General features: G+C 63.8%; 12 protein-coding genes and 1 riboswitch. Of the genes, 7 read left to right on the forward strand and 5 right to left on the reverse strand.

Features of this window, described 5'->3' with window-relative positions; all coding sequences use genetic code 11:
* Positions 1-101: 101 nt before the first annotated feature.
* Both ABEA06_RS14150 and ABEA06_RS14155 read left to right on the forward strand, forming a co-directional pair.
* Positions 102-1,256, forward strand: coding sequence for a glycosyltransferase family 4 protein (locus ABEA06_RS14150; RefSeq protein ID WP_345311925.1), 1,155 nt, complete (start codon positions 102-104; stop codon positions 1,254-1,256).
* 96 nt (positions 1,257-1,352) lie between these two features.
* A riboswitch (SAM riboswitch) is annotated at positions 1,353-1,494 on the forward strand.
* Between the two features lie 20 nt (positions 1,495-1,514).
* On the forward strand, positions 1,515-1,811 hold the full coding sequence (locus tag ABEA06_RS14155; RefSeq protein WP_303382248.1) for a hypothetical protein: 297 nt from the start codon (positions 1,515-1,517) through the stop codon (positions 1,809-1,811).
* Positions 1,812-1,842: 31 nt separating this feature from the next.
* On the opposite strand, the gene ABEA06_RS14160 is transcribed toward ABEA06_RS14155, so the two are convergent.
* The 4 genes from ABEA06_RS14160 to ABEA06_RS14175 all read right to left on the reverse strand — a co-directional run bounded on the left by ABEA06_RS14160 (position 1,843) and on the right by ABEA06_RS14175 (position 10,434).
* Positions 1,843-3,429: a GMC family oxidoreductase gene (locus ABEA06_RS14160; RefSeq protein ID WP_345311926.1), complete on the reverse strand. Its 1,587-nt coding sequence runs from the start codon at positions 3,427-3,429 to the stop codon at positions 1,843-1,845.
* A 52-nt stretch (positions 3,430-3,481) separates the two neighbouring features.
* Positions 3,482-4,975: an aldehyde dehydrogenase family protein gene (locus ABEA06_RS14165; protein WP_345311927.1), complete on the reverse strand. Its 1,494-nt coding sequence runs from the start codon at positions 4,973-4,975 to the stop codon at positions 3,482-3,484.
* Positions 4,972-7,134 carry a choline BCCT transporter BetT gene (betT, locus tag ABEA06_RS14170; protein WP_345311928.1) on the reverse strand — a complete coding sequence of 721 codons (2,163 nt, stop codon included), beginning with the start codon at positions 7,132-7,134 and terminating at the stop codon, positions 4,972-4,974. The genes ABEA06_RS14165 and betT overlap by 4 nt, the downstream gene beginning before the upstream one ends.
* A 162-nt stretch (positions 7,135-7,296) precedes the next feature.
* Positions 7,297-10,434 carry a hypothetical protein gene (locus ABEA06_RS14175; protein WP_345311929.1) on the reverse strand — a complete coding sequence of 1,046 codons (3,138 nt, stop codon included), beginning with the start codon at positions 10,432-10,434 and terminating at the stop codon, positions 7,297-7,299.
* Positions 10,435-10,585: 151 nt separating this feature from the next.
* Between ABEA06_RS14175 and ABEA06_RS14180 the strand changes: the two genes are divergently transcribed.
* The 5 genes from ABEA06_RS14180 to purU all read left to right on the forward strand — a co-directional run bounded on the left by ABEA06_RS14180 (position 10,586) and on the right by purU (position 18,452).
* Positions 10,586-13,579, forward strand: a complete 2,994-nt coding sequence (locus ABEA06_RS14180) for a DEAD/DEAH box helicase (protein ID WP_345311930.1) — start codon at positions 10,586-10,588, stop codon at positions 13,577-13,579.
* Between the two features lie 153 nt (positions 13,580-13,732).
* Positions 13,733-14,278, forward strand: a complete 546-nt coding sequence (locus tag ABEA06_RS14185; protein WP_312394980.1) for a TY-Chap domain-containing protein — start codon at positions 13,733-13,735, stop codon at positions 14,276-14,278.
* Positions 14,279-14,374: 96 nt separating this feature from the next.
* The gene (locus ABEA06_RS14190) at positions 14,375-15,592 is read left to right on the forward strand and encodes a benzoate/H(+) symporter BenE family transporter (protein WP_303382241.1); all 1,218 of its coding nucleotides are present in this window, start codon (positions 14,375-14,377) and stop codon (positions 15,590-15,592) included.
* Between the two features lie 108 nt (positions 15,593-15,700).
* Complete coding sequence (locus ABEA06_RS14195) at positions 15,701-16,867, forward strand: VIT1/CCC1 transporter family protein (protein ID WP_345311931.1); 1,167 nt, start codon at positions 15,701-15,703, stop codon at positions 16,865-16,867.
* Between the two features lie 712 nt (positions 16,868-17,579).
* Complete coding sequence (gene purU / locus ABEA06_RS14200) at positions 17,580-18,452, forward strand: formyltetrahydrofolate deformylase (RefSeq protein ID WP_303382239.1); 873 nt, start codon at positions 17,580-17,582, stop codon at positions 18,450-18,452.
* A 104-nt stretch (positions 18,453-18,556) separates the two neighbouring features.
* Here the strand turns inward: purU and sucD are convergent, their stop codons facing one another.
* Complete coding sequence (sucD, locus tag ABEA06_RS14205) at positions 18,557-19,474, reverse strand: succinate--CoA ligase subunit alpha (RefSeq protein WP_345311932.1); 918 nt, start codon at positions 19,472-19,474, stop codon at positions 18,557-18,559.
* Between the last annotated feature and the right edge of the window lie 6 nt (positions 19,475-19,480).

A 19,480-nucleotide genomic window follows, 5' to 3' on the forward strand; every position in this document is an offset into this window, starting at 1 on the left:
CCCCCCATCTTTCCACGTCCCCGCCGGAGTTGGCCCAGACTTCACCGACAGGTCACCGGGGCGTGGGCATCCGGTGACCCGACCGGGCCACCGTATTAATCGTGAGAATCGCAGTGGTTGCCGAACAGTTCCTCCCACACATCAATGGCGTGACGCATTCCGTGGTTCGAGTCCTGGACCATCTGCGGGCGCAGGGCCACGAGGCCATGGTCATTGCCCCGTCCTACGACAAACTCAGCTCCCTGGGATCCGTGGACACCATGGACGGTGTCAGGGTCCAACGCATCGCGTCCATTCCGCTCACCGGATACCCGGACGTCCGCGTGGCCAGTTGCACGGTCGCCCGCATGCAACGAATCCTGACCCGTTTCCAGCCGGACGTCGTTCACGTGGCCTCGCCCTTCGTCCTGGGGTGGCAGGCCATTCAGGCGGCCAGGAACTTGGGATTGCCGTGCGCCACCATTTACCAGACGGACATCCCCGGATACGCGGCGCGGTACGGTGCGCCCGTTCTGGAGAACGTGTTGTGGAGCCACGTGCGGAACATGCACAATTCCTCGACCCTGACCCTGGCGCCGTCCACGGCCTCCATTTCCCAGTTGCATGAACACGGTGTGCAGCGTGTGCGGATGTGGCGGCGCGGGGTGGACACTCGCCGGTTCGATCCAACTCGCCGCGATCAGGACTGGCGCGAACGCGTGGGCGGCGGGCGCAAGCTCGTGGGCTACGTGGGTCGTCTGGCACCCGAGAAACAGGTTCAGGACCTCGTGGTGCTGGACTCGCTGCCCGACACCCGACTGGTGATCATCGGGTCGGGGCCGGAAAAGGAGAAGTTGCGCACGTTGTTTCCCAACGCGCACTTCGCGGGATTCCTGGACGGTGACGCATTGGCCACCGCCATGGCCTCCCTGGACGTGTTCGTCCACTCCGGTGAACACGAAACCTTCTGCCAGACGATCCAGGAAGCCATGGCCAGCGCGGTACCCGTGGTGACGGTCGGTCGGGGAGGACCCGTGGACCTTGTCGATTCATCCCGCAACGGTTGGCTGTACAAGCCCGGCGATACCGAAATGCTCCGCGCTCGTGTGGCGGACCTCGTGGGTGACAACGCTAAACGCGCCGCTTTCTCCCGCACTGCGTATGACACCGTGCAGACCCGCACGTGGACCGCCGTGTGTGATCAGCTCATGGAGCACTATGCACAGGCGCAAACCGTGGCCTCCCGCGCGCCCAGGTTCTCCACAACCACCTCCTGATCGGTGGTGCACAATCCATTCGTTGGTTAACTTTTGGTGACGTTATATGTCACCCCCTGGTTTCCCATGCCGTCGACCCGCTACGCTCGAATCCAGCTTCACGAGATGCGCTCTGGTGTTCGGTGTTGAAACCGCACACCTGTCGGGCTCCAACCCGGCGCACGCCAACCCTTGGTTCAGGGGTGGTTTGGATGACGAAGCGGCTGGGGCGCAACCGCGTGCGCAGCAAGAACCTCCCTGTACGAAGGCACACTACTGATGAAGAACATTCAACAATTACGCACAAAGACCGAGTCCCCTCGAGAACAATGGGTTGACGTCACCGTCGACATCGACCCCGACCACCACATGGTGCGTCTCATAGAATCAAACGGGGACATCCACGAATATCTGAGCAACAACGTTCGAGCCCTGGCCCACGCTGCCGCCCACAATCGAGGCCGCGCCCAGTGGTGCGAGAAGTACCGGCAACTACTGGTTCCCGGGGCGTCCAACGTTTCCGGTGGCATTGCGTTCTACAAGCTGGAACCGAAACCGGTGGCGCTCAGCGCCTGATCGGGGCCTCATCCGTGTTCTCACGCCGCGCCTAGTGCGCGGGCAGCTCCTGATCCTGGGTAATCAGCTCCGCGGCGCGCTCGCCGATCATGAAGACCGTGATGTTGGGATTCACGGTCACCAGTTCCGGCATCACTGACGCATCGGCCACGCGCAACCCGCTCACACCCTTGACACGCAGTTGGGGATCCAGCGGTGACTCCTGATCCTCGACCGGGCCCATCCGGCAGGAACCAGCAGGGTGGTACACGGTGTTGTGGGTGCGCTTGATGTACTCGGCGATCTCCTCGTCCGTCTGTACGTCCTGACCCGGAAAGAGTTCCTCGCCGGCCCATTCGGAGAGCCCGGACTGCGCGACGATCTCCCGCGCCTTACGAATGCCCGCGGTCATGATGCGCAGGTCGTAACCCTCGGGATCGGTGAAGTACCGGGGATCCACCCGGGGCTTGTCCCGGTAATCACGCGTGCGCAGACGCACGGTGCCGCGCGAACGGGCGTGTGTGACATTGGGGGTCAGGCAGAAGGCGTTGTCCGCGGTGGGGTAACCGTGGCGGAACGTGTGCATGTCGAAGTTCACGCTGCCGTAATGCATCATCAGGTCCGGGCGGTCCAGGCCGTCATCCACCTGGGCGAACAGGCCGATCTCCCACCACTGGGTGGAGTCCTCCACCATGGGCTGTTTGGCCTCCCACTGGATCACGGCCTCGGGGTGATCCTGAAGGTGTGAACCCACACCCGGGGAGTCCACGAGCACGTCCACGCCCACCTCGGTGAGATGCTCGGCCGGGCCGATGCCCGAGAGCATGAGCAGCTTGGGCGTGTCGATGGCGCCGGCGGAGACGATCACCTCGCGGTTGGCCGAGAGCACGTGAGCGCGACCAAAGGCGTCATCCGTGATCTCCACGCCGGTGGCACGCCGGTTCTCGTCGAAGACAATGCGCTTGGCCTGGGTGCCGGTCAGGACGGTGAGGTTCGTACGCTCCCGGATCGGGTGCAGGTAGCTCACCGACGACGACGCTCGGGTACCGTCCTCGCGCGCGTTGATCTGGAAGAAGTTCGCGCCCTGGGTCACCGTCTTGCCGGTGTTGAAGTCCGCGCGCGGAATCCCGGCCTGTTCGGCGGCGTCGAGCACCGCCACGCCGCACGGGTCCACGGCGGGGACCTGGCGTAACCGCACCGGTCCGTCATGGCCGTGGTGGGAACCGGGATCCTCGTTGTTCTCGAGTTTCTTGTACAGCCGGAATGCCATCTCCGCGTTCCAGCCCTCCACTGCGAAGGTGGATTCCCACTCGTCGATGTCCTCGGACGGGGCCCAGAACGCAATGCATGAGTTGTGGGACGAGCACCCACCCAGCACCTTGGCGCGGGCCATGCGCATGTAGGAGTTACCGTTCTCCTGCGCTTCGATCGGGTAGTCCCAGTCGTAACCGGATTCCAGCAGCTCCATCCAGCGGTTGAGCGTTAGAACTTCGGGCACGTTCTCATCATGGGCGCCCGCTTCGAGCAGGGCCACGCTCACGTCCGGGTTCTCGCTCAGGCGCGCCGCGATCACGGCGCCCGCCGAGCCTGCTCCGACAACAATGTAATCGTAGGTAGCCACGTTTTCTGTGGTGGTCACGGTTTCTCCCATGGGTCGTTGTTCCGTGGTCGGTGAGATCCAGCGAAACGACTCAGCGTTCGGCAAACCAACCGGTCACCGCGGGGCGGGTGTTCTGGTAGATGTGCTTGGTCTCCTGGTACTCGGCCAGACCGTGGAAGCCCAGTTCGCGCCCCACACCGGAGTGCTTCATGCCGCCCCATTCCGCCTGCGGCAGATACGGGCCGAAGTCGTTGATCCACACGGTGCCGTGGCGCAGTTTGCCGGCCACGCGCTGTGCACGGCCCGCGTCCTGTGTCCACACCGCACCGGCCAGTCCGTAGTTGGTGTCGTTGGCGATCACGATTGCTTCTTCCTCGGTACGGAAGGTCTCCACGGTCACGGTGGGTCCAAAGGCCTCGTCATGCACGCAGTCCATTTCCCGAGTGCACTGGTCGATCACGGTGGGCAGGTAGAACACGCCGTCGCTCAAATCCAGCAAACCGTCCGCCGACGGTCCTTCCGCGAAGCCACCGCCGCAACGCACTCGTGCGCCCTGCTCACGGGCCCGCTCCACGTAGGCGTGGACCTTGTCGCGGTGGGCTTCGGAAATCAACGCGCCGGTCTCGGCCTTCTCATCGAACGGCCCGCCCAACCGGATTTGTTCGGCTCGGCGCACCAGGTCGGTCACGAACTTCTCGGCCATGGATTCCTCGATCACCAAGCGCGCCCCGGCCGAGCAGACCTGGCCGGAGTGGATGAAGGCGCCGTTGAGCGCGTTGTCCAGGGCGGCGTCGTAATCCGCGTCGGCAAAGATCACGTTGGGGTTCTTACCGCCCAGCTCCAGGGCCACCTTCTTGACCGTCGACGCCGCCTCGGCAGCGATCACACGACCGGTCACCAGGCCGCCGGTGAAGGAGACGAGGTCCACGCGCGGATCGCTGGACAGCGGTGCACCCGCCTGCGCGCCGGCACCCAGCACCAGGTTGCCCACACCCGCGGGCAGCCCGACGTCCTCGAGCACCCGCATCATGAGGATCGAGGTGTGCGGGGTGAGTTCGGCCGGCTTGAGCACAAACGTGTTGCCCGCGGCCAATGCCGGTGCGATCTTCCACGCGGCCTGCAGCAACGGGTAGTTCCACGGGGTGATCATCCCGCACACACCCACGGGTTCGTGGACCACGCGGCTGAGCACGTCCGGGTCCCCGGCGTCGATGATGCGCCCGGCGTCCACGGCGGCGATCTTGCCGAAGTACTTGAAGCAATTGGCGATGTCGGACATGTCCTGGCGGGACTCGTCGATCCGCTTGCCCGTGTCCTTGGACTCGGCCAGGGCGAACTCTTCGCTGCGCTCGCGCAGGCTTGCCGCGACGCGCAGCAGGAAGCTGCCGCGTTCCGGGGCGGGAACGCTTGCCCAGCGTTCGTCGTCGGCGGCGGCACGAGCTGCGGCAATGGCGCGCTCGGTGTCCTGGCCGGTGGCCTCGGCGACCACCGCAACCTCGGTACCGTCCGCGGGGCACGTGATGGTTCGGGTTCCGCCGTCGAGCGCGGGGACCCACTGGCCGTCAATGTACAAGGTGTTGCTCATCGTGTTTCCTCCTTGGATTCCGAGAAGTCTTCACCCCAGGTAATGGTCTCGGACGTGGTCAGACCAATCTGGGTGCTTCCGGGGTGTTCATGATTGATTCGAATAAATTTCAGGTGTCGCTCGTAGCCGTCCAGGGCGTCATTGATCAACTGGTCCTGCGTGTATCCGAGTACGTCATAGCCCATGGAACCGGTCGCGGCGAACACCTCCAACCGGTAATACTGGTCCGAGTCCGGGTTGGTGCGGAAACCACCGAAGCCCGGTGTGGGAAACGCCACGGGGTACACCTGGTACGTGAAGTCACGCTCGGGCGCCAAGGTCACGTGCAGGCACACCTGATCCACCGAAGCATTGTCCGGGATGGGCGTGCATTCCACCGTGGCGTCCACCCCGGATTCCCGCAGTCCCACGGCCAGCGTGTTCAGGGCGGGCGCGGCGACGTCGTGAATGTAGCGTTGTGCGGTGCGCGCGCCCGGGTAGTTGCCCAGCCGGGTCAACCGCGAGCGCCAATGCATCTCGCGCCCGGTCCTGCTGGCCACGACCGAGCGGCTGGCGGTCGCATTGGACTCCGCGCTGCTGGCCTCCACCCGTAGGGCCCGCCACAGGCCGATCATGATCATGTACATGACCACGGAGAAGGGCAGACCCATGATCAGGGTGGCGTTCTGCAGCGTGGTCACCCCGCCCACGAGCAGCATGGCCAGGGTGAGCACACCGGTGCCGATCGCCCAGAACGCGCGCAACCACTTGGGCCCGTCCTGATTGGGATCCTCGATCTTCGAGGTGAAGTTACTCATGACCAGCGCGCCGGAATCGGCCGAGGTCACGTAGAACAACAGCCCGGTGAACGTGGCGATCGAGGCCGCAATGGTCACGCCGGGGTATTCCGCGAGCAGTGAGTAGAAGGCCCGCTCGGGTGTACTCACGGCGACCTCACCGAAGGCATCGTTCCCGCCGACCACCAGATCCAGCGCTGAGTTGCCGAAGATCGAGATCCACAGCAGGATGAACGCGAACGGGACCGTCATGGTACCCACCACGAACTGGCGCAGCGTACGGCCGCGGGAAATCCGCGCCAGGAACAACCCGACGAACGGGGCCCACGCGATCCACCACGCCCAGAAGAACAGGGTCCAGCCGCTCATCCATTCCTGGGGTGCTTCAAAGGCGAACGTGTTCAGGCTCATGTCGGGGAAGCGCGCCAGGAAGTCACCGATATTCATCACGATCGCGTCCAGAAGGAACGCCGTGCGGCCGGCAATCAGCACGTACAACATCAGGCCGATGGCCAGAATGATATTCAACTCGGACAGCCGCCGAATGCCCTTGTCCACACCCGAAACACACGAGGCAACGGCCATCAGGACCCCCAGTGCAATCAATGCTGATTGCACCGCCAGGTTCTCGGGAACCCCGAACAAGAACTGCAGGCCGAAGTTCAGTTGCACCACGCCAATGCCCAACGAGGTGGCCACACCGAAGATGGTGCCCAGCAGGGCGGCCGTGTCCACGGCATCGCCCGCGAGACCGTGAATGCGTTTACCGATCAACGGGTACAAGGCCGAACGAATGCTCAGGGGCATACCGAACCGGTAGGCGAAATATCCGAAGGCCATTCCCATCAAGGCGTACATGGCCCACCCGGTGATGCCGTAGTGGAACAGGGTCCACACGACCGCTTGGCGCGCGGCCTCCAGGTTTTGTCCCTCACCCACAGGGGGTGCGTAGTACTGGCTCACCGGTTCGGACACGGAGAAGAACATGAGATCCACGCCAATCCCGGCGGCGAAGAGCATGGCCGTCCATGTGAACATGTTGAACTGCGGTTTTGCGTGGTCGGGACCCATTTTGATGTTGCCCTGTTTGCTGGCGGCCACGATCACCACGAACACAATGATCAGGGTGGCCGTGAGGATGTAGAACCAGCCGAGGTACTTGGCCACCCAGGCCACGACACCACCGATCACGGTGTCCGCCTGCGCGGGAGCAAGCATGGCCCACGCCGAGAAGGCAATGATCAGCACCCCGGAGGCCACCAGGACGCGCCAGTTGACCGGAATCTTGGTGTTCCCCTCGGGTGGTCCGCCGGGAGGTGGGTCGGAGGGCACCGATGCTGACGATCCGGAATGCGCGCTGGACAGGGTCGAGGAATCACTCATGATTCCGTTCGCTGGTTCGGGTCGGACGAGGAACAACCCGGGGTTCGAGACGTCTGATTACCACTCGGTACTAAGTTACAGCTGTCTCCACTGTAGGCGAACCCGTACGCGAAAGCGCCGCCTTGCCGGGCCAAGGCGGCGCTTTCGCCTTCCGGACGAACCTCAGGCCAGCAGTTTGGCCACCAGTGCGCTCGCGAACTCGTCGGAGATGTCCCCGTAGTTCAAGGAGAAGTCCTCGTCCACCTTGGTCGGCAACAGACCGGAACACAGCACCGCGGCCCGACCGTAAAGCCCCGGCAACTCCGCGCCGATCGGCACGGACAACAACTGGAGCTCCGAGTCGTGACTGACCAACGGCGTTCCGGCGTCCCGAGCGGCCAAGTGCTTACCCAGGGCGGAGGACACCGGGCGGGCGTGGCCCGAGGCGACGTCGGCCTCGGTACGGAACGCGTAACGAGTGCGGTGGTGGTGATTAATGCGGAACAACCCCGCCTGATTACGGTTCTCCGTGGCCTCCCACGTGGCGTCCTCGGGCACGAAATGCTCGGCCACGCCGTTGTACTGCATCTCGATCAGCGGCAACGAGTCCACCACCGAAGACAGTGGTGGCAACGTGTCGAGCATGACGGGTCCCGCCTCGTAGACCACATCGCACATGCCATTGGGTAGCTCGTCACGCAGAGCATCCAGGTCCACGTCCTGCAACAGTGTGGTCGCGTGATCCTCGGGGGACAGCACCACGACCTCTGCACCGAGTGATTCCGCGGCGGCGGTCACCGTCTCCTCCTGCTCCGCACGCCAACCACCGGTGAGCAGCACGGAACCATCCACCAACTGTGTCAGCGCGGGTGAGCAGACCTGCCAGCGACGCACGGTCCAGTTACCGTCACGAATGACTTCCAGGAAGCCCAGGGCCTGTAAATGCCCCACGAACCACTCTTCGAAGCGCTCGGAGTCCTCGGCCTGGCGGGCGATGATCGATAGGCTCCCCCGTTTGCCGCCACCCAGGAACGTCAGCGCGTCCTTCAGAGGTGCCCAGGATCCGGGGTAGTCGCTGTAGTCGGGACCAATGAACTGCAAGGACTCCACCGAACCGGTCTGACCGACCGCCGACAGCTTGGTGAGCCGCCCGGGGTAGCGCTTGGTGAGCCCGCAATGGCGGCAGCGCCCAAAGATCCACGGCGCCTTGGCCTTGGGGTCCATGGGCGGCAGGATCACCTTGTGCTTGCCGGTGACCAGGCAGGATGCGCCCTCGGGTGCGGGAAGCTCATTGCTGCGCTCGGGGTACATGAGACCCTCGGCCGAATGCCAGCCCGCGATCTCGGGAACCTCCACGCCCAGCGCGTCCGGTTCCAGTTCCACCGAGTCCATGTTGTCGAAGGAACCCTGCACATATTCATCCGGCAGTTCGTCCAGGGTGGTGGAGGTGACGGGCCACAACGGCTCCCGCGCCACGTGCACCATTTCGCCTTCGTAGCCCAGTGAGCGCTGGGTGATGTAGAAGGAGCTGTCACGGACGCGGAATTCCAGGCGCTGCTTCACGGTGCGCCCAGCCTTGAGCACCAGCGTGTAGTCATTGGGTTTGAGCGTCTTGTTGTCCCGCATCAGGTCCGAGCCCTCCAAGCTCACCTGGAAGGGTGGCACTCGAGGGGCCGATAATTTGGTGGACATCAGCTTGAACGAGTGCGGGTTCCGCCATTCGCATTCCAGCGACAGCGGATCGTCGGAATCGGAGGTGACCGTGATCTGCGGCGGCCGCAACGCCGAGAACCGGCTCACGTCCCCCGGGATGCGCAGGCCACCGGACAGCGTGACGGCCGGAACCAGGCGGGGTACCAGCCCGGAGAAGTTGTCGTTGACCGTGAGCATCGGATCACCGGCGCGCAGCACCTGGACATCGTCGAACAGCACCCAGTCCTCGGGCAGGCCGTTCTCCCCGGGGCCCACCATGCGGTAGTCCGGCGAGGCCGAGTCATCAAGAATGGCGGTGATCTGCTCAACCCACTCGGGTTTGTTCTGCACCAAGATCCGTGACGGCCACGCGGCAGGAATGTGATCCACCGAGATGAACGTGTCCGAGTAGGCATCCTTGGCGAACACCACGACCGGCCGCGGATTACGCGTGATGGCGGTGTCACCGTTGCTGAGCTGGAGTTCACCGGACAACAGGGTCTCGCTGGACATGCGCGAGTTGTACGCGGAGATCCCCAAGTACGCGTCACCGATGTAGGACAGGAACATGGTGCGCGGCCCGGCCTCGGTGGCCAATTCCACTTCGCGCCCGGAAATCATCCGCTTGGGCACCACGAACCCGAGCTCGAAAATCGGGTTGCCCACGTAATCGGTGCCGTCCGTCATGGACAAGCTGACACTGCGGGGGCCCAGGTGACGCGATGCTCGCCGCTCGGTGGCAACCGCTATGGCGGCGTCGTCGTCGCGGGAGGATTCCCACGCGCCCAACTGAGCCAACGCGACCTGGAGACCGGCGTCGCGAGTGAGCGGGTTGGACCAGATACGGCGCATGCCCTTGGAGACATCCGTGTCCGCGATGTCGAGCCAGAAATCCACGTAGATTCCCAGTTCCTGGGCGCTCATCCCCTGAGCCGTGGTCAGCTCGAGGTCTTCGAACATGCGGTGCAGCTGCCGCAGCTCGGCCTCGCCGAACATCGTCTGGGACAAGGCCAGTCCCACGGGTCGATGGTTCACCGCGTGAGCGGAGGGCAACCCGACCTGCCCGTCGAAGAGTTCCAACCAGTAGCGCAGGGCGTCCCAGTACATCTCGGAGTCCTTGCGCACGGCCGATTCCAGGGCCTTGACGTTGTCCTGGCCGGCTTGCAATAAAATCGCCAACGGAAGGTAGAACGCCGACACGGATTTGTTTCCCGTGCGGGCCGCGAGCGCGGACATGTGCCGCCCGGCCAGAGAGAACAGGGCCAACAACGCCACCACGGGTGGCGGGCCGATCCTGTTGAGATCGTTGAGCTGACGCCTGGACGCCCGGTACCAGGCCTCCGTCAGCTTGTTGAAGGAGTCGAACATCGAGCGGCGGGAGCCGTCCACCACCAGCAACGGTGTCACGGAATCGGCCATGGCCCGCAGGGCGGACGGCCCGTCCAAACCGAACTCCGCCCCGATCTGCTCGAGGGTCTTGTCGTCCAGGTCCAGATGGACCAGTTCACCGGATGCCTGTGTGCCACAGAAAGCCCTGGCCACGGCGTCGTTCCAGCGTAAATACTCGACTTCTTGGGGTCCCGATGCAATGGCGTGGTCTCCCGTGTGGAGCCCGGCGGCGTCTGCCACAAATCCTCCGTCTGCGCCCCGTGGCGCGGTGACAATAAATCAGGTTCATCTTGAGTATAGGTTTCCGACGCCACCTCGAGACGCCGGTGTGACAGCCGCCATCACCACGCGTGCACTTTGCGTGTCGTCGGAGGGCGGTACGGTAATTGGCATGGATGGTGACGTACATTTCGCGAGCGCTCGGCCCACCGGGCTCACAACCGATTGGCGCAGCGAACTGTCCCGCATCGTCCCCGGCTCAGATCACGATCGGGTGGTGACGGACCCCGAGCACGGCCCCTCGGTCGCCTTGGAATTGAACTTGTCCCGGGTGCAGCATCGCGGTCCCCGCGCGTGGCAGCAGGACCAGAACGCCGTACCGGTCACGTTGACGGCACGTCCGGCGCTTCGCGGTCAACGCTCCGGCTGGATCCATACCGGCATCGACTGGGGCAATTTGGCCAATCATGCCCGTTCCGGGCGACTCACCGAGGATCAGCTGGATTGGTTCGAGGAACTGAGAGCACTGTCCGAATCCCACCGGGGTTCGTACGCCGTGGACCGGCACCAGCTACACATGGAGCGTTACACCTCTCCCCTGCTGTGGCCCATCCTCAACCGCGCCGAGGCGCTCGGCATTCCCTTGGTCTCGCAGGGCACCGGTCAGCAGGTTTCCGTGGGGCCGGCCGGCAGGTTCGAGGTCAGTGTCAGCTCGGACGAGAACGGGGCCCTCAAGCTGTACCCCCACCTGGTCATGGGCGACAGCGAAATCCCGCTCCACTGGACCAGGATCATCGGGCAACCGGGCCATGGCCTGTTCTTCCCCGAGGCTCGGCCACGCGAGCTGGAACTGGCCGATGATCTCAACCAGTTCCCGCTGCACCTGGTCCCGTTGGCCACGCGGTTGAATCAACAGCAACGCTCGTTCCTGGACCGAGCGGAAGAACTCACCATCCCTCGTGACGGAGTGGACGAATTCTTCGAACGGTATTTCCCACGCCTGCATCAAAGCATGGACGTCACCGCCACGGACGGTTCCCTGGAGCTGCCCCAAGTGGCCGATCCGGAAATGGTGCTCACGGTGCACCACGACGATCTCACGGAACGGGTGGAGTGGGAATGGGAGTATCAGAAGGGCCGCGACCGTATCCGCCTGCCGTTCCGGCCCCTGAATCCACTGGCCGATGAACCGGTGAACCGGGAATCCAGGTGGGAATCCTCCGTGGTACAGGCGGTGCACCGCAGGATTCCGGAACTGGACTTCAAGCGCAGTTCCTACGCGGCGTCCGACGCCCTGCGGTTCATCCGTGCCTGGCTGCCCCTGTTGCACAAGGTCCCGGACCTGCGCATCGAGGAAACCGGCGGCATCCCCGCGTATCAAGAAGTGACCCGCGCCCCCGAGATCACCGTGTCCACGGCGCCCACTGAGCATCGGGACTGGTTCGGGCTGGGCGTCACCATCAGGGTGGGCGAGCACTACGTCCCGTTCTCGGACATCTTCCAGGCCCTGGACGTGGGCCAGGACGTCATGCTCATGCCGGACGGTTCCTATTTCCCCTTGGACCGCCCCGAATTCCTCCGGTTGAAGCAGCTGATCACCGAGGCTCGCTCACTTCAGGAGGACAAGAACGCGCCCCTGTCCCTCAACCGGTACCAGGCCGGGTTGTGGGAGCAGTTCGAGGACATCGCCACGGACACCCACCAGGCCGAACAGTGGCGCAACGGCGTCCGCGCGCTGGCCAACCTCCAGGAAATTCCGGCCCCCGCGGAACCGGGGTCCCTTCAGGCGAATCTTCGCCCCTACCAGTACGAGGGCTACCGCTGGCTCAGTTTTCTGTGGGACCACTCCTTGGGCGGCATCCTGGCCGATGACATGGGACTGGGTAAGACCGTGCAGACGATTGCCGCGATCCTCCGCGCACGCGATGCGGATCCCGATCTGCCGCCGTTCCTGGTGGTGGCGCCCACGTCCGTGGTCGCCAACTGGACGGCCGAGCTCAAGCGCTTCGCGCCGTCGATAACCATTGAGACCATGAACTCCACGCGCCAGCATCTGCCGGAGACCGCTCGCGGCGCTCACGTGGTGCTCACCTCCTACACGCTGCTGCGTTTGGAAGCCGATCTTTACCAGTCCCTGCCATGGGCCGGGGTGATCATGGACGAGGCCCAGTTCGTCAAGAACCCGCGCACCAAGGCCTACCGTGCGGTGAAGGACCTCTCGTCCCGGTTCAAGCTCGCCATTACGGGCACACCCATGGAGAACAACCTCTCCGAGTTGTGGTCCCTGTTCTCGTTGACGGCCCCCGGATTGTTCCCGTCCAAGAAGAAGTTTACCGAGCTCTATCAAACGCCCATTGAACGCGCCCAGGATCCGGAGGTCTTGGCGCGGTTGCGCTCCCGGATCCGCCCGTTCATGCTGCGCCGCACCAAGGGCGACGTCGATCTGCAGCTGCCTCCCAAGTTGGAACACACGCAGCACGTGGGGTTGAACCAGGCCCACCGCACCGCCTACGACCGACGGTTGCAGCGGGAGCGGGCCAAAATCCTGGGGTTGCTGCAGAATTTCGATCGCAATCGCTTCACGATCTTCCAGTCGTTGACCACGCTGCGCATGCTGGCCCTGGATCCCGCTTTGGTGGACCCGGAGTCCACGGCGTCCTCGTCCAAGCTGGATGCGCTGTTCGAACAATTGCCCCAGATCGTCGCGGAAGGCCACCGCCCACTGGTGTTCAGCCAGTTCACGAGTTTCCTCAAACTGGTCGCAGCCAGGCTCGACGAAGCCAAGATCCCGTACAGCTACCTGGATGGCTCCACCCGGGACCGGGCGGGCGCGCTCAAGACGTTCCGCAGCGGCAGGGCACCCGTGTTCCTGGTGAGTTTGAAGGCCGGTGGTTTCGGTATCAACCTGACCGAAGCCGACTACTGCTATCTCCTGGACCCGTGGTGGAACCCCGCCACGGAGAACCAGGCCGTGGACCGCACCCACCGCATCGGCCAGTCCAAGAAGGTCATGGTGTACCGCATGGTTGCGGAGAACACCATTGAGGAGAAGGTCATGGAACTCAAGCAGCGCAAGGCCGATCTTTTCGCCGCGGTCCTCGACGACGAGCGCGCATTTTCCTCCGCCATCACGGCCAGCGACATCCGTACGCTCCTCTCCCCCTGAACCGCCGTTCAACGCTGAGTCATAATTGCGCGGGGTATCGACCAGCCCCGCATGGATAGCTACCGTGAACAACAGCGGCACCCTTGCTGCGAGCAGTCATCCTCGATTATTCCCCCTGATCAGCCGCGGTTTGTTGCGTACGGAGTGAAATTCATGTCCCCCACCGTCAACCCGGAGACGCCGGTCCCCGGGGCTCGTCACAGACTTGAACGGGCCGGTATCGGAGTGGTCGAGGTCACGGAGCTCTGCCCTCCGGCCACAGAGTGGGAAAAACTGGAGCATCTCCTCACCGTGGCCATTGCGCAACTGCTGTGGAATGACTTCTTGGTCATCGAGTACGACCACACCCCCGCAACCTCCGACACGCCCGCCGCGTGGGTTCGCACGGGCCCCGGTGGCGCGGAATGCGCCGTCAGTTCAGCCCGTCAGCTACCGCCCGAGGCGTGGCCCCATCACACCGAGTTCTTCGAGGCATCCGGTTGGCGCCGGCCGTTGGGCGTCGATCAACCGTGGACCTCGGGGCCGCATCCACCCGAGGAGGCCGCTCGCCGGGTTCTCACCGCTCTGCGCCACGGCCGCTCGTGCAACAACCCGTATGCCTTCCACTGGGGCACCGGAAGTTTTCCGGTCCCGGAAGGACACACGGGAACTCTGACGGTCATCAACCCGGAGCAATGTCCCACGGACACTGATATCTGAGTCAGATCAAATGATGCCTCATTCATATTTCCTCCGGTGTGATTTTCCCCATATGGTGGGCTGAGGCCCACCCATTTCCCTACCACCGGGAGAACTATGAGCACGGAAGTCCAGCCACGTCAGCGCAGCCCCAGACCGTCGCTGCGCCGGGACTGGTCGCTGTCGGCGACTCTCGCCGGATTCGTTGCCGTGGTCGTCTCCTACGCGGGCCCTTTGCTCGTGGTCCTGGAAGCAGCCCGGGCCGCCGAGCTGAGCTCCGCCCAGACGGCGTCGTGGGTGTGGGCCATTTCCGTGGGTTCGGGAATCACCTGCGTGCTGTGCAGCTGGTGGTTCCGGCAACCCGTCATGGTGGCGTGGTCGATCCCCGGCGCGGCACTGCTGATCACCTCTCTGGGCAATTACACCTTCTCGGACGCCATTGGCGCGTACATCGTCACGGCGATACTGGGTCTGCTGCTGGGCGTCACGGGCTTGTTCGGCAAGATTCTGGACGCAATTCCCAAACCCATCACGGCGGCCGTCCTCGCGGGTGTGCTCTTGCCCTTCTCCATCCAAGTTGCCCCATCCGTGGTCGAGAATCCCGCTCCCGCGGGCGCCCTGGTGGTCGGCTACCTCTTGGGAAAGCGCTTCGTCCCCCGCTACGCAGTGTTCGTGGCCATGGCCTCGGGGATAGCGGTGGCCTGGATATCGGGGGCCATCACGTCCGTCTCCCCGGACTTCGGTTTGACCGTCCCCGTGCTGACCATGCCCACGTTCTCCTGGGCCGCCATAGCCGGTATCTCCATCCCGCTACTCATCGTGACCGCCGCTGGTCAGAATGCCCCCGGGCTGGCCATGATGAAAACGGCGAACTTCCCGCCCCATGACCGCGGCCTGTTGGGCGCGAGCGGGGTCGCCTCCGTCCTTTTCGCCCCCTTCGGATCCCATGCGTTGAATCTGGCCGCCGTGACCGCGGGCATCGCCACGAGCCCCGAAGCACACCCCGAGCACCGGCGTCGTTATATCGCCGGCATCGCGTGCGGTGCCTTCTATATCGTGTTCGGCGCTTTCGCCTCCACCATCGTCACCTTGTTCTCCGCCATTCCGCCGGGCATGATCTCGGCGCTGGCCGGCGTGGCCCTGCTCGGTGCGCTGCAGGGCTCAATGTTCGACTCCATGCATCAGGGCAATTACCAGCCGGCTGTCATTGAGGCCGCCCTGATCACGCTGGTCGTAACCGTCTCCGGCATCCAGCCATTCGGCATTGTCTCGGCCTTCTGGGGAATTCTGGTGGGCGTAGTATCCTTCGGTATTCTGCGGCGACGCCCCCGCTGATCGGACGGGCCGGGTAGCACAAAGTCATCGGTGGGCCCGCTCACCCGCGTTCCGGTGATTCGGGGTCCCGAAAACCCGAATCCGGGGCGCGGCGTAAACTCTGGCCCCATGGGATTTCCAGAATCACCCCATTCCGATCACACTCCGTCAATCGAACCTACCCCGACCCAGATCCGCCGGTGGCGCCGTTATTTGGCCGACGAGCTCGCGGAAGCTGCGATTTACCAGCACCTCGCTGACCGGGCCCCGGCTGAGCAGGGTGACATTCTGCACCAGGTCGCCGTGGCAGAGGACCGGCACGCGGAACATTGGCGCCGACTCCTGGGCCCGCACGGGGGAAAACGTGGTCGTCCTTCCCTGCGTTCCAGGGCGCTCATGTTCCTGGCCAAGCATTTCGGCACAGTCTTTGTGCTGGCGCTACTGCAACGCGCGGAATCCCGCTCTCCGTACCGTGAAGATTCGGATGCGACGGAGGCAATGGCCGCCGATGAGGCCGTCCACGAGGAAATTATTCGCGCCCTGGCCACGGATGGCCGCACGAGACTGTCGGGAAATTTCCGCGCGGCAGTGTTCGGCGCCAATGACGGTTTGGTCTCCAATCTCGCACTCATCATGGGAATCGGCGCCACGGGCGTTTCCAGCTCGATTGTGATGGTCTCGGGAATTGCCGGACTCTTGGCGGGCGCACTGTCGATGGGCGCCGGGGAGTTCGTCTCCGTGCGTTCACAGCGCGAATTACTGGACGCCTCCCGCCCCACCCAAGTCACGCTCAGCGTGGCTCCCGAACTCGACCTGGACGCCAACGAATTGACCTTGATTTATCGAGCCAGAGGCATGTCCGAGGAAGCCGCCGAACACCGCGCCGCGGAACGCATGGGCCGTTTCGACTGCGACTGCGATCCCTCACTGTCCTTCCAGGATGCCAAAGCCAGAGCGGCGCTGAACCCTGGCCTACCGGATCGGGAGGACCCGAGAGAGTCCGAGGACAACCAAGCACTCGGAACCGATCTGGGGGCGGCGGCGTCCAGCTTCTGCTTCTTCGCCTCCGGCGCCATTGTCCCCCTCCTTCCCTACTTCTTCGGGCTGGGCGGCGGTCCGGCGCTGATCGTCGGCATGCTCCTGGTGGGTCTGGCGTTGGTCTTCACCGGCGGTTGCGTTGGCCTGCTCTCGGGTGCGTCCCCGTTGAAGCGCGGACTTCGCCAACTGGCCATCGGTTACAGTGCGGCCCTTGCGACCTACGTCTTGGGCTTGGCTTTTAATACGACCGTCGCATAGGAAGCACCGGCGTAAAGTGTTCTGGTGGTGTCGAAGCGGGAAACGAAAGGTTCCCCACGTGGTCGCGGTATGAAAAGAACCTATCGTGACCTGTCCCCACTTTGGCCCACAAACTCCACCCACATATTATGAATAGTCATGCTCTGGTGAGGGGAAACTCCCTTGACAGCGGGTACAAATTGACATCATGCCTAGCCCGCCTCCAGTTACGTCGTGGTAATAACTACATTCCATAGTATTCATCGGTGGGGCGTAGAGCTTACGAAGTCTCCACAGATCGATCGGAAGGTAACTGGACACCCCATATCTCCGATATTCTTTATTCTGTGGTTCTCGAAACCACCACAACGGGAGACTTCGCACGGGATAAATCACCACACTCGCACTGGGGGGTGCTTTGTGGCTGATGCCCTGCGTTGATAGCCGCTCAGCCCACGGCTTCATCCCGTTGAGGCGTTTACGCCTGCCGGTGGCCGCTGGTTCTCTCACAGAGGCGCACCTCTCCCCGCGCCGGACGGGCTCCTACCGTCCGCTCCCGCGGCCACCGGTTGTAAACGCTCCACAATGCCATTCGAGATCTCCGCCGTGTCGCGCGTGAAAGATCACTGCCCCTCGGCCTGGCCCACATGGCTCACGGGCTCAACGCCCCGCTAGGATCAGCTACGGCCCCCGCACGCGTCGTTCCCATTGTTGCCCTAGGAGATCCCCGCCGATGTTCGCCCCACTGTCCACGCCCGATGAGCACATCCTGACCGTCCACTGTCCCGAGGCCTACGGTCTGGTCAGTGCTGTGGCCTCGAATCTCACCAATCAAGGGTGCGACATCTTTGACGTGAAGCATTTCTCCGACCGCCACAACAGTGAGTTCTTCATCCGGTGCCACACCATGAGCAACCCCGGAGCCGTCACCACGGAGTCCCTCGTTGAAGGCTTCCAACCGGTGGCCGACCAGCACCGCATGCGCTTTCGTCTGGTCAATGCCCGCAAGAAGACTCGTGTGCTGATCATGGTCTCCAAAATTTCGCACTGTCTCACGGACCTGTTGCACCGCCAGCGAGTCAACGCGCTGCCCATCGAGATCGTCGCGGTCGTCTCCAATCACACCGACCTTCAGCCGCTCGTGGACTTTTACGGCATCCCGTTCCACCACATTCCCGTGACCAAGGATTCCAAGCGATCGGCGGAGGCGGAACTGCTCGAACTCGTGGATCATTACGACACCGAACTCGTGGTTCTCGCCCGGTACATGCAGATTCTCTCCGATGATCTCACCCGTGCCTTGTCCGGCAAGTGCATCAACATCCACCACTCGTTCCTGCCGTCGTTCAAGGGCGCGAAGCCCTATCACCAGGCCTACGACCGCGGCGTGAAGATGGTGGGGGCCACGGCCCACTACGTCACGTCGGATCTGGATGAGGGACCTATCATTGCCCAGCGCGTGATCCCCGTGGATCACGCCCACACCCCCAGCGATCTGGTGGCGGCCGGTTCCGACGCCGAAACCCAGGCGCTGTCCCGCGCCGTCAAATGGCACGCGGAGGGTCGAGTGGTCATTTCGGGCAACCGCACCATCGTGCTCGCCTGACACCCTGCCCAAGACTTCTCGCACAAACGCCGACGCCGCTCCCCCACCAAGGTGGGCGAGCGGCGTCGGCGCATTGCGGGCCTGATCAACCGGGCACGCGCGGTTTACTTGCCTGCGAAGATCTCGCGCATGAGCTGTGCCGTTTCGGAGGGTGTCTTGCCCACCTTCACGCCGGCAGCCTCAAGGGCTTCCTTCTTGGCCTCAGCGGTCCCGGAGGAGCCCGAGACAATGGCACCCGCGTGGCCCATGGTCTTGCCCTCGGGAGCGGTGAAGCCTGCAACGTAGCCCACGACCGGCTTGGTCACGTTGGTCTTGATGAAGTCGGCGGCACGCTCCTCTGCGTCGCCACCGATCTCACCGATCATCACAATGGCCTCGGTCTCCGGATCAGCCTCGAAGGCCTCCAGCGCGTCGATGTGCGTGGTGCCGATGACCGGGTCCCCGCCGATACCGATGGCGGAGGTGAAGCCCAGATCACGCAGTTCGTACATCATCTGGTAGGTCAGGGTGCCGGACTTGGAGACCAGGCCCAGCTTGCCCTTGCCGGTGATGTTTGCCGGGGTGATGCCCAGCAGGGACTCCTCGGGGGAGATGATGCCGGGGCAGTTGGGGCCGATGATGCGGGACTTGGGCTTGCCGTCCGCGCCGGTGTTCGCCTTGGCGTGTGCCCAGAACTCCGCGGAGTCCTGAACCGGGATGCCCTCGGTGATCACGACGATGAGCGGAACCTCGGCGTCAATGGCCTCAATCACGGCGTCCTTGCAGAAGGCCGGCGGCACGAACACGATGGACGCGTTCGCGCCGGTCTCGGACACTGCTTCGGTGACGGAACCGAAAACGGGCAGCCCTACGTCCTGGCCGTCCTTGTCCTTGTGGTTCACCGTGGTGCCGGCCTTGCGGGCGTTGACACCGGCGAGCACCTGGGTGCCGGCTGCGAGCATACGGGCGGTGTGCTTGGTACCTTCGCCGCCGGTGATGCCCTGAACGATGACCTTGGAGTCCTTGTTCAAAAAGATCGACATATCTTC

This window comes from Kocuria gwangalliensis, assembly GCF_039544365.1.
GTDB classification, from domain to species: domain Bacteria; phylum Actinomycetota; class Actinomycetes; order Actinomycetales; family Micrococcaceae; genus Kocuria; species Kocuria gwangalliensis.